The organism is Corallococcus exercitus, from assembly GCF_003611585.1.
Lineage (GTDB): Bacteria > Myxococcota > Myxococcia > Myxococcales > Myxococcaceae > Corallococcus > Corallococcus exercitus.
Genome location: NZ_RAVW01000309.1, coordinates 1 through 11,953 on the forward strand (window position 1 = coordinate 1; position 11,953 = coordinate 11,953).

Consider the following 11,953-nt stretch of genomic DNA (forward strand, 5'->3'; position numbering starts at 1 on the left):
CTCCGCCTCCCGGGCCCGTCACGAAGAACTTCACCAACCCCTTGCAGATCGCGGCCCCGGGTGATGGGCGTGTCGAGACCTGCGCGGACCCTACGATCATCCGCGGCCAGCAGGAGGGCGACACGGGCTGGTACATGTACTGTACGACCGATCCCCTCAACGATCAGGACAAGGACTCTGCGGGCCGCTACAGACGGCACCTGATCCCCACCCTCCAATCCTATGACCTGGTGACCTGGACCTACGTCGGAGACGCGTTCTCGGCGCCCCCGGCCTGGGCCAAGCCGGAGACGGCGCTCTGGGCGCCTGAAATCACCTTCTTCGGGGGGAAGTACTATCTGTATTACACGGTGGTGGACACGCGGGCCGGTGGCAGCGCCATTGGCGTGGCCACCAGCACCAGCCCGATGGGTCCCTGGACCCACGCCGATCAGGCCACCGTGGAGCCCCACGATGCGCCCTGCTGCAAGGGCGAGCGCCGGTGGGTGTTTGATCCCGAGGTGCTCATCGCCGCCGACGGTCACAAGTATATCTATTACGGGAGCTACTTCGGTGGCATCTCCGTGCGCCAGCTCTCGGAGGATGGCCTGACTTCCGCTGTCGCCTCGCAGGTGGAGGTCACCATCCCCAACCGTTACGAGGCCGCCAACATCATCAAACACGGGGACTATTACTATCTGCTCGGCTCCTCGACCAACTGCTGCAATGGCCCGCTCAGCGGCTACAGCGTGTTCGCCGGGCGCTCCCTGAGTCCGTTGGGTCCCTTCGTGGATCGCGAGGGTGTCCCCCTGACCGCCAGCCGCGTGGGTGGCACCCCGGTGCTCAGCCTCAATGGCAACCGCTGGGTGGGCCCGGGCCACAACACGTTCCTCACGGACCTGGGCGGCCAGGACTGGATTCTCTATCACGCCATTGACACGGCGAACCCCTACATGGCTCCGACAGAGAATGGCGATCTGCTCCCCAGGCGCCCGGTGTTGATGGATGCGCTGGACTGGGTAGACGAATGGCCCGTGGTGCGCGGCGGCCAGGGGCCCTCGGACACCGAGCAGCCCGCGCCGGCGGGCGAGGCGGAGGACACGAAGAGCCGCTACACGATGGTGCTGGCGAAGCAGGACGAGCCCGGGGCGCTCCTCCCCGCGGCCTCGGATGAGTTCACCGGCACGGTGCTCGGCGGGCAGTGGAATTGGGTGCGCCCGCCTCCTCCGTCCGACTTCGGGCTGGAGGATGGCACCTTCCGCTTCAACACCCAGGCGGCCGACCTCTTCGAGGATAGCGACAACGCCTCCATCCTCTGGGAGCAGGCCCCCGCCGGAAACTACCTGGTCGAGACGAAGCTCAAGATGAACCTGCCTCCGGAGGGCTGCTGCCAGAACTTCGTCCAGTCGGGCCTCGTCATCCACAGCGACGACGACAACTACGTGAAGCTCGTTCAGTTCTCGTACTGGGATACGCGCCAGGTTGCCTTCGCCAAGGAAGTGGGCCCGGGCGTGCCCGCGCGCTACCCGCGCTACGGAGAGACCGCGGGAGGCCCCGCGGATGAGACGCTGTGGCTGCGGGTGGCCCGGCGCATCGTGGGGCAGGAGGAGTCCTTCACCGCGTACTCCAGCCGGGACGGCAGCTACTGGAGCCGCGCGGGGACGTGGACGCACAAGCTGGGAACAGGGGCGCGCATTGGCCTGGTGTCCCAGTCTGGAGCTGGCTTCGTCGCCAACTTCGACTACGTCCGCGTCTACGAGCTGAAGGACTGACCCGTCACCGCGCGCGAGCGGCGAGCTCCCCCACGCGGGGGCTCGCTTCTCGGCGCAGCCAGAGAAGCATGGATGCGTCGAGAGGCAGATGTGACGCCTGCCGGCAGCGGACGCCAGTTCATGCGCGCGAAAGCAGGGGAACCAGCAGCGCGTCGAGTGTCTCGCGCTTGAAGGGCTTGGTGATGAGGGGGCGGGTCGTCTGCTCCACGAACTCCCGGGAGTTGGGCGTGTAGGCGCCTCCCGTCATGAAGATGATGCGCTGGGCCTGCTCGGGCAACTCCTCGCGCAGCGCCTCGTGGAACTGCCGCCCCGTCACCTCCACCATCATCAGGTCGCAGAGGATGGCGTCGTAGCGCCGCCCCTCGCGGATCCACTCCAGGGCCTCCTTCGCGCGGGGGGTGTAGTCCGCTTCGTGGACGTCCATCAGCAGCAGGCGGAGGGTCACCCCGAACGACCGCTCGTCATCCACGATGAGGATCCTTCCGGGCTGAGGTGTCAGTGCGGGGGAGCGAGGGGCGCGCGCCACAGGGACCTCTCGCGGCGCCGAGGACACCGGGAGCTGGACGGTGAAGGTGCTGCCCCCGCCTGGCGTGCTCTCCACGCTGATGCTCCCGTTCATCTGGGCGACCAGGCTGTGGCTGATGGCGAGCCCCAGCCCCAGGCCCTGGCCCATCCGCTTCGTGGTGAAGAAGGGATCGAAGATGTGCTCCAGGACGTCCGGTGCGATGCCCTCACCCGTGTCCTGGACCTGCACGAGCACGCCCTCGTCGGAGGTCCGGAGGCGCACGCGGATCTCATGGCGGGAGGCCATCCCCTCCGGAATGGCCTGGGCCGCGTTCACCAGCAGGTTGAGGAAGACCTGGCCCAGCCGGACGCTGTCGGCGACGACCTCCGGCACCTTCACGTAGTCCCGCACGACGTGGGCCCGGTGGCGGATCTCCACCGTGGCCATCTTCAGGGCCAGCTCCAGCACCTGCTCTACGTCGACGCTGCGCACCTGGGGTGCGGTGGGGCGGGCGAAGGTGCCCAGGTCCTTGACGATGTCCTGGATGCGCTCGGCGCCGGCCTGCGCATGGGACAACGCTTCGAGCGCCTGCGTCGCGCTGGTGAGGTGGCGCGTGGAGGCGAGCAGCTCCGCATCCACCGTCGCCGGTGCCGGGGCCCGCAGCGCGTGCGTGGCCAGGCTCAGGCTGCCCATGAGGAAGGCCAGCGGGTTGTTGACCTCGTGGGCGATCCCCGCCGCGAGCGTGCCGACCACCGCCAGGCGCTCGGACATGCTCAGGCGCACCTGGATCTGCCGCAGCTCGGTGATGTCGATGATGGCGGTCCGGCACATGCGCCCCGGCAGCCTCCCGTCCTTGAGCGGCGCGCTGTGGAGCCGGACGTCAATCCGCCTCCGCGCGATGCGCAGCCGCAACTCCGTGCTCACCGTCTCCCCGTCGATGCACTGGCGCACGTGGGCGAAGAAGCGGCCCAGGTCGGCCGGGTCCACGAAGGGCGTGAACGGCATCCCCTGCAGGTGCGTGCGGTCCTGTCCCAGCAGGCCCGCGCCCGTGAGGTTGAGATCCTGGATGCAAGCCTTCGCATCCAGGCTCACGCACGCCATGGGCGCGAAGTCGTACAGCTCCATGTAGCGGTTGCGGGACTCCTCCAAGGCCTGCTGGGCCTCCTGCAGCTCGCGGTTCTGCATCTCCAGCTCCAGCTGGTGGCGCTGCAGCTCCCGCAGCAGGCCGCGCAGCTCGTCCGGAGCGCTGGGGTTGTTCTCCAAGGCCCGCATCGCCTGGGTGAGGTCCTCCCGTGTCATCCCGCTACGCCGCCCTTCCATGGACTCCCCCCACTCGAATCAGACTCACCTGAAGCCCTTCCGGGCGGGGAGCCTCCCAGGTACTCAGGGCCTCCGGGTTATATCCTCAATGGAAAGCAACATGTACGGCCCCCCCGACGTACCGCCGGAGAGCTGGCGGGCATTGAGCAGCATGCGCCGGTGCCCGATGGTGTCGAAATCGTGCTCCATCACGAAGTCCCGCAGGTGTTTGTTCAAGGGCAGGATCTCCTCCAGCAGGTGGCGCAGCTGGGGGATGTTCCACTGGCCATTGCCGAGCGTGTAGAGCGGGCGCCCCAGGGTCTGCTCCTCGCTCACCTGGAAGGTGGCGTAGAAGGCCGGGTTGACGTTGATGACATGCAGGCCCGCGTCCAGCACCAGGAAGGGCTCGCGCATCGTCTCCACGATGCCCCTGGCGTACTCGCGGGACCGCTGGGACTCGTCGAGGCTGGTCTTGAGCCGGTCGATGTCCAGGAGCGTCATCACCGCGCCTTCGATTTTATTGTCCACTGACTTGTAGGGGCGCAGGCGCAGCGAATACCAGTGCCCGTTGCTGTCGCGCACCTCCTGCTCGATGACGCTCAGCCGCTCGGTGACCTCGGTCACGGTGGTCTCCAGGTCCGGCAGGGGCAGGGCCAGCTTCACGTCGCGCAGGGGGCGGCCGAGGTCCGAGGACGAGAGCTTCAGCACCTCCTCCGCCATGGGGGTGAAGCGGCGGATGCGGTGGCCGTTGTCCAGCATCACGGTGGCGATGTGGGTGCTGCCAATCAGGTTGCTCAGGTCGCTGTTGAGCTGGCTGAGCTCGAGGTTGCGGTTCTGCAGCTCCTCGTTGACGGTGGTCAGCTCCTCGTTGGTGGACTGCAGCTCCTCCTTGGCGGTCTCCAGCTCCTCGTTGGTGGACTGCAGCTCCTCGTTGCTGGACTGGAGCTCCTCGGTGGCGGAGCGCAGCTCCTCGTACGTGGCCTCCTGCTCCTCCGTGACCGTCTGCAAGTGCTCCTGCGTCATGAGCAGCTCCTCGCGCAGCCACTCCGCCTCGCGCCTGTGCTCGCCCTCGCGTCCGTCGGGCGCGGAGGCGTGGCCCTCGCGCTCCGGGGCCGGGGCGGCCTCCTGCGCCTCCTCGAAGAGCACGAGGAAGCAGTGCTCCTTGCCCGCCTGTGCCGCGCGCAGCGGGTGCACCTCCAGGTTGACCCTGCGTTGCCGGTCCCCTTCCAACAGCGTCAGTCCTTCCTTGCGCACCCGGCTGTCGTCCTTCTTCGCCCGGTGCAGGGCCGCCCTGAGCTCCAGCGCCAGCCCCTCGCGCGCCATCCGGATGAGGTTGAGGCTCGCGACCCCCGGGAGCGGTTCGAGGTAGGGCCCGGTGTGGCCCCGGAAGTGGAGGATCTCCAGGTCCTCGTTGACGATGACGCCCGGGGGCCCGTAGCGGGCGAGCACCAGCTGGTCCGCTTCCTGCTGCGCATCCAGGTCCGCGCCCCTGGGCTCCAGCTTGCGCCGCGCGCTGGAGGGGCGCTCCGCCGGGGACTCCCGATAGGTGAAGGAGAGGCTCGGCGGGGGGGCGGTGTTCTTCTTCCGGTAGAGCTTGTTGCGCTTGTCCACCAGGGAGAACAGGTCCGCGGAAGCGCCCACCGTCTCCGACGTGCCCAGCATCAGGAACCCACCCGGGCGCAGGGCGTAGTGGAAGACGGGCAGGATCTTCTTCTGCAGCACCGGGCCCAGGTAGATGAGGACGTTGCGGCAGCTGATGAGGTCCACCCGCGAAAAGGGCGGATCGCTCACCAGGTTCTGCTGCGCGAAGACGCAGACGTTCCGCAGCGACTTGTGGATCTGATAGCCGCCCTCCGTCTTCACGAAGAAGCGGCGCAGGCGCTCGGGCGACACGCCGGAGACGCTGGCCTCCGGGTAGAAGGCGGTGCGGGCCTGCTCGATGGCCGTCGCGCTCACGTCCGTCGCGAACACCTGGAGGGAGTGGCCCGTGGCCGAGGCGCCCAGGTACTCCATCAGGCACATGACGAGCGAGTAGACCTCCTCGCCCGTGGAGCAGCCGGGGACCCAGACGCGGAAGGGCTGCTCGGGCGGGCGGCCCTGGAAGAGCTCCGGGAAGACCTTCTGCTGGAGCGCTTCGAAGGTGGGGGCGTCCCGGAAGAAGCTGGTGACGTGGATGAGCAGGTCCTGGTGGAGCAGGTCCAACTCCTCCGGGTGCGCCTCCAGGTGGCGGACATAGGAGTCCAGGTCCTCCACCTTGCACAGGAGCATCCGTCGCTCCAGCCGTCGGTGGATGGTGCTGGGCTTGTAGTGCGTGAAGTCCACGCCCACGCCTTCGCGCAGCAACCGGAAGACCCGCTGCAGCCCCTCCTCCGGAAGCGCCAGGGACGCGGCCGCGTCCGGCGCCGCGCGGGCCTGGGGCGCGAGCGCGTCCAGGTGGGCGAGCTGCGCGAGGGTCGCCGCCATGCCCTCGGGAGGTAGGATGTAATCCACGCAGCCCGCCGCGATGGCGCTCCGTGGCATGCCGTCGAAGTGGGCGGACGTCGGCTCCTGGGCCAGGGTGGTGCCGCCCGCCTCGCGCACGGCCTGCAGCCCCCGGGTGCCGTCGGAGCCCGTGCCGGACAGGACGACGCCGATGGCCCGCCCCGGTGCCTGCTCCGCGAGCGATGCCAGGAAGTCGTCGATGAGCGCCAGCCCCTGCGGCGAGCTGCGCGGCCGCCCCAGGTGCAGCGCACCGCGCTCCAGCGTCAGGCTGACGCCCGGCGGGTTGACGTAGAGGTGATCCGGCGTGAGCGTGAGGCCCTCGGACGCCTCCACCACCGGCATCGCCGTCCCCCGGCCCAGCAGCTCCGGCAGCGCGCTCTCGTGCTGAGGGGACAGGTGCTGCACGAACACGAACGCCATCCCCGTCCGCGCAGGCAGGTGCTCCAGCAGGGACAGGATGGCCGGCAGGCCACCCGCGGAGGCGCCGATCCCCACCACCGGGAAGCGCTCCAGGAACGTCTTCGCGCCCGCATGTTCCTCGCGGGGGCGTGGCGGCGGGGGGGAGGTGGGCTGCTTCTTCACGAGGAGTCCCTTCGGCGCCCGTCATGGCATCGCGCCAGAATGAGTCTTCCTCCCTGATAGCCCAGCGCGACTCCCGCTGCTGGCCGTCCTTCTACCCGCCGTGCCAGCCGGCAGTGGATGGGGACCCACCGGGCGAAGAAAAGGCCTGTTGAGGGTGAGGACGGGTGCCGCGAGCTGTGCGCCAGCCCGGTGGAGAGCCTTGCGACCTTCCCTGCCACGCCCACTCAGGCCGCGCTCCCCCGCCCCCTGATGACCGGACACATCAGGCCGTGACGGCAGTCACCAGGTCCTGCCTGGGGAAACGGAGGCCGCGCCACACGCGGCCCCAATGAGCTCAACGGGTTGGACGCGCGATGGGGCTTCGGAAGGCCTGGCACGCCCGCTGCTTTGGGTGGACTCAACGCTGAACGCAGTCCCCACCCTCTTCTTCCGAAACGAGCTCCCCCATGAAGATCTCCTCCGGTCGCGGCTTCTCCACCAACGCCATCCGCCGTCCCCCCGCGCAGGACCTCCCGTCTTCCAAGCCGAGCTCCTCCAACACCCTCCAGAAGCCGGACGCGAAGCCTTCCTCGTCCAACTCGCCGAACGCGCCCCAGAAGCCGGACGCGAAGCCTTCCTCGTCCAACTCGCCGAACGCGCCCCAGAAGCCGGACGCGAAGCCCTCCTCGTCCAACTCGCCGAACGCGCCCCAGAAGCCAGACTCCAGGTTCTCCAGGTCCTCGCTGCTCGACGCCGCCACCCAGTTGCCGGACCTCGCCTCGCCCTTCCTGCAGACCGGCGCCCAGCTGACGGACCTCGCCTCGCCCTTCCTGCAGGGCGGCGCCCAGTTGCCTGGCGCCCCGCTCTCCGCGCCCTCGCTGCCCAACGGCGCCCAGCTGCCTGACTCCACGCTCGCCTCACCCACGATGCAGTCGCTCCAGACGGACGGCTTCTCTCCGGCCGGGGCCAGCAAGACCGAGAGCATTGGCAAGCTGCTGGAGGGCGTCGTCTCGGTGATCAGCAGCATCACCGAGCTGGTGCAGGCCGCCACCCAGGGCGCGCAGGGCGTAGCCCAGGGCGTGACGGGCGTCGTCGGCGCCGTTGGCTCCGCGGGCAGTTCGCTGTTGGGCGGCGCGCTCGGCCAGGACAGCGCGGATCCGACGGCCAGCATGAGCCAGGCCCCGACCATCGAGTAACTTCGGACGAGGCGCCAGGTTCTGTCTGGATGGGAATGGATGGGGCGGGCAATACAGACGGTGAAGCTTCATGTTAGTCAGGTCAATGCGTTTGGCAATGCCCTGCCCAGGCTGTGGCGGGAGGCGCGACGTCCGCCGAGGCCGCGACCACCGGCACGGTCACCGTGCTGTTCAAGAACACCGGTGTGGGGAAGTTCGGGCCGTCCAATCAGGTGTATGTCTATGCGGACGCGGACTTCAATTCCTACGACAAGACGCTGTGCGGGCCCACGACGACCGTAGGACCGGGGCAGACGTTCACGGTCCAGTTCAGCGGCCTCTACGTGTGGAGCGGTTTCCAGGGCATCTACCGCTTCGAGGTCCGCTACCCGGACACGACGACCATGCTCTATACGGCGTGGTCGCTGCCTCCCCGCCCGACCGACTTTGATCGCATCGTGCTGGAGCGTGCACCCGCCGGCTCCAGCACCTGGACCGTCATCAAGACATTCGCCTACTGGGGCGCGAGCTACAACTCGGACCCCGGCCGTGCCCCTGGCAGCACGTACCAGTACCGGGTGGCCCTCTACGATCGCTATGACGCGGGCTCCTACAGCAACGTGAAGCAGTGCACCACCCAGACCGGGGACTCCGACCAGGATGGGTATGTGTCGACGAACTACGGCGGCAATGACTGCAACGACAGCGACGCCAGCATCCACCCGGGAGCCACCGAGACGCCGGGAGACGGCATCGACCAGGATTGCGACGGGTCTGATCTGCCCGCCGTCGTGGATTCGGATGGCGATGGCATCGCGGACGACGTCGACAACTGCCCCGCCGTGCCCAATGCCGACCAGGCCGACACGGATCAAGACGGGGTGGGCGACGCCTGCGCGTAGGCCCTGCGTGAAGAAGTGACCGGCCGCATGCGCGCCCATGCGGCCGGAGGGCCGTCACTCCGCCGGAGCGTCTTTCGCGCGCCACGAACCCTCGCGGGCGGAGACACCCGTTTATTCGCCGCCGAACCGATCAAATCGCTCCAGGCCGTACTTGTTGATCATCCCACTGAGCTTGCTCGCATATTGGGGATCCGTCGCGTAGCCGGCGCGGGCAATCTCCTGGGCGAAGCGATGGGGATCGTTCGTGTGCTGCATGGCGGTGCCGTAGCGGCGGTTGCCGGTGAGGAACTTGCCGTGGTCGTCGAAGGACTGGGCTGGCGAGCTGTACGCGCGGAAGGGAGCGTTCACGTAGGTCTCCTTGCCATGGAAGACCTCTCGGGTGCGCATGTTGACGCTGCCCTCAGGGCCCTTGCCCTTGATGCCAAAGAAGTTGTTGGCATGGGTGGACAGGCCAGATTTGCCCCAATTGCTCTCAAGGGCCGCCTGGGCCATGGTCACCGAGGCGGGCACACCCGTACGGCGCTGGCTGGCGATAGCGTCCGCCGCGATGCGATCCATGAAGGCATTTCCAGTGCTGGGCAGCTTGGAGATGGGCGCCGCGGACTGGGCGGAGGCGGGAGCGGCGGGACGCGGCGTCGGGTTGGGACGCGCCACGGCGGGACGGGCCGCCTGGAACGAGTCCATGTCGCGCAGGGCGCCCAAGGTCTTCGGACCCGCGAGGCCGTCGGCCTTGAGGCCCTTGGACGCCTGGAAGGCGTGCAGCGCCGTCTGGGTTTTCGGGCCGAAGATTCCGTCCGTCTTGCCAGGGTTGAAGCCCGCGGCGCGCAGGCTGTTCTGCAGCGAGGACACGGAACTGCCGCGCGAGCCCATGCGCAGAATACCCGAGGCGTGGGCCGCGGTGCCCTGGGTGGACGCGGCCGGGCCTGGCGTACCGCTGCTGAAGGACGAGCGACTGGTATATCCGGTGCTGGCGGATGCGGAGGTCCGGCCCACGCTGGGGCTCGGAGAGGAGCGGCCGATGGGGGCGGAGTGGGACGAAAGGCTACTGGAAGCAACCGACGACGAGCGGCTTTGGCTGGCGGGAGCAATAGCCATGGAAAGGGCCTCGCAAGGCTGAAGGAGTCGAACGATTGTCTTTACATGGCACGCCAACTTCACGCGGTTTGCGTCCCAAGTGCTCAAATCCCAAAACACGGGGCGCGCGTGGGTGGCGCTCCGCCACGGTGGAGCCATTGGACACCGTGATTGGGGCGGATGCTTGAGGAAGGGCCGGGGCGGAGCAGACCCCTCCCCTACCGGCCCTGACGGCTCCCGTGACACAGTGGTTGGGAGTTCCGCGCGAAGGGAACGCGCGGCCACCGTCTCCCAGACATCCATGGATTCTCGCGACGCTACCCCCTTCTCCGGGGGCCTCCCGGTCCTCGTCCGGACGATTGCCTTCCTGCTGCCGTGGATGCTGGCGCTGCTGCCGGGCAGCACGTCCGCCTACACCACCTGGTACAAGTCCGTGCAGCACGGGGACTTCGTGCTGATTGGCAATACACTGGCCCAGGACTGCAGGGAGGGCGTTCCCGCCCCGCTGGTGGGAACGGTGGGCCCCTGTGGCGACAACATCGGGGACGTGGCCGCGGACGTGCATTGGTGGACCGACGGCGTCACGGCCATCGCGGACCTGTCGGTGGCCCCCCAGGACGCGCGCAGCCAGGCGATGCTCGTGTTGCCGGCCGGCGCGGTCGTCACCTACGCACGGCTGTACTGGAGCGCGGTGACCGAGGTGCTTCCGCCCGTCGGGAGCGCCATCGTCGTGGACGGGACGGTGACCCTGTCGCGTCCGGGCGCCTTCTCCACCCAGCTGACGGCGACGAGCAGCAGCGGCTCAAGCACCCCGGGCCCCACCGGCTACACCAGCTATGACGCCTCCGTGGATGTCACCGCGCTGGTGAAGTTCCGCGGGCCGGGGCCCTACCAGCTCAGTGGCGTCAGCGCGCTGGACTTCCGCGGCATCGCGGGTCCGCAGCCCCACGCCGCCTGGTGGATGGTCGTCTTTTATGAACTGGCGAGCGAGCCCAGGCGCCAGCTGCACTTCTACGAAATCACCGGGACCACCTCCTCGACTGTCTGGATCACGGACTTCGCCTCCTCCGCGCAAGGGCACCCGGCGAAGATGGGGGTTACCGGCTTCAAGGGGACGGCCTCCGTCAACGGCGCGGAGCTGGTCTTCAACGGCAGGTCCCTGAGGGACTCCCAGAACCCGGCAACCGACTTCTTCAACAGCACACGCAGTGTGCTGGGCGTTGCGCGAAGCGAGGAGGGAGACCTGCCGCGCCTCACCGGAACCCCCGGGTCGATGGGCGGACTGGACCTGGACGTGGTGGACATCACCGCGGGCTTGAAACTGGGGCAGAGCCCCATTTCGATCCAGATGCAGTCCCAGGACGTCGACAACAGGCTGAGCGGCATCGTGCTCTCCATCGACATGTGGGCGCCGGACTTCTCCCGGACCGTGAAGCGCGTGCGGCCCCTGTCGTCCCATCCCGACGGTCTGCCACGGCCGGGAGAAGAGCTGGAGTACACCATCGAGACGACCAACCTGGGTGAGGACCCGGGAGCCCAGACGGTGCTCGTGGATCCTCTTCCCTGGGAGGTCACCTTCGTGCCCGGGTCGCTCAAGATCACGGCGGGCGCCAACGCGGGCGCGCTGACGGATGCGCCGGGAGATGATCCCGGCGAGTACGACGCGGAAAGACGCCAGGTCCAGGTACGTCTGGGCACTGGCGCCGATGCCGTCCAGGGAGGCGTTATCGGCAAGGCAGAGACCGCCGTCGTCGTCTTCCGGGTGACGCTCGCGCCAGGGACCGCGGGCCGCACCATCGAGAACCGGGCCACTCTGTCCAGCACCGGCTCGAGTGGGCTGCCGCGAAAGGACTACTCCTCGGTGCCGCCCACGGGCAGCGGAGCGACCCGGGTGCGCGTGGGCGCCCCCGCGGTGCCCACCGTGACGTCGCCCGTGGACGGGTCCTTCGTCGGGACACGCACCCCCACCTTCACCGGGACCGCTGAAGCGGGAACCACCGTCTCCGTGGTCGAGTCCGCCACCCTGATCTGCACCGCCCAGGTGGGGCCCTCCGGCGACTGGAGCTGCACGAGCCAGGTCTCGCTCTTCACGGGCCAGCACGACTTCGTCGTGAGGGTGGCGGACGCGATCGGTACCCAGAGCGGTATCCTGCACATCTATTTCGACGTGAATCCGAACCTGCCGCCCGCCCCCACAGTCACGGC

General features: G+C 68.5%; 7 protein-coding genes. 4 read left to right on the top strand and 3 right to left on the bottom strand.

The genetic code is table 11. The annotated features are described in order from the left end of the window. Nucleotides 1-1,751: family 43 glycosylhydrolase (locus D7W79_RS29825; RefSeq protein ID WP_120528771.1), on the top strand; the 1,751-nt coding region annotated here is incomplete at its 5' end. Nucleotides 1,752-1,869: 118 nt separating this feature from the next. On the opposite strand, the gene D7W79_RS29830 is transcribed toward D7W79_RS29825, so the two are convergent. Together D7W79_RS29830 and D7W79_RS45890 are read right to left on the bottom strand one after the other, a co-directional pair. Then, nucleotides 1,870-3,555 (bottom strand): ATP-binding protein, encoded by a 1,686-nt coding sequence (locus D7W79_RS29830; RefSeq protein WP_120528772.1) that lies wholly within the window; start codon nucleotides 3,553-3,555, stop codon nucleotides 1,870-1,872. Between the two features lie 84 nt (nucleotides 3,556-3,639). Further along, nucleotides 3,640-6,618 (bottom strand): chemotaxis protein CheB, encoded by a 2,979-nt coding sequence (locus tag D7W79_RS45890; RefSeq protein ID WP_120528773.1) that lies wholly within the window; start codon nucleotides 6,616-6,618, stop codon nucleotides 3,640-3,642. Between the two features lie 446 nt (nucleotides 6,619-7,064). Between D7W79_RS45890 and D7W79_RS43340 the strand changes: the two genes are divergently transcribed. Together D7W79_RS43340 and D7W79_RS45310 are read left to right on the top strand one after the other, a co-directional pair. Continuing rightward, complete coding sequence (locus D7W79_RS43340; RefSeq protein WP_147442123.1) at nucleotides 7,065-7,793, top strand: hypothetical protein; 729 nt, start codon at nucleotides 7,065-7,067, stop codon at nucleotides 7,791-7,793. A 113-nt stretch (nucleotides 7,794-7,906) separates the two neighbouring features. Then, nucleotides 7,907-8,674 (top strand): MopE-related protein, encoded by a 768-nt coding sequence (locus tag D7W79_RS45310; RefSeq protein WP_120528776.1) that lies wholly within the window; start codon nucleotides 7,907-7,909, stop codon nucleotides 8,672-8,674. A 111-nt stretch (nucleotides 8,675-8,785) separates the two neighbouring features. On the opposite strand, the gene D7W79_RS43895 is transcribed toward D7W79_RS45310, so the two are convergent. Then, a complete protein-coding gene (locus D7W79_RS43895) occupies nucleotides 8,786-9,667 on the bottom strand; it encodes a glycoside hydrolase family 73 protein (RefSeq protein ID WP_208729874.1) in 882 nt (293 codons plus the stop codon). A 382-nt stretch (nucleotides 9,668-10,049) separates the two neighbouring features. On the opposite strand from D7W79_RS43895, the gene D7W79_RS29860 reads away from it, so the two are divergent. Further along, the coding region (locus tag D7W79_RS29860) for an Ig-like domain-containing protein (protein ID WP_147442124.1) at nucleotides 10,050-11,953 on the top strand (1,904 nt) is incomplete at its 3' end.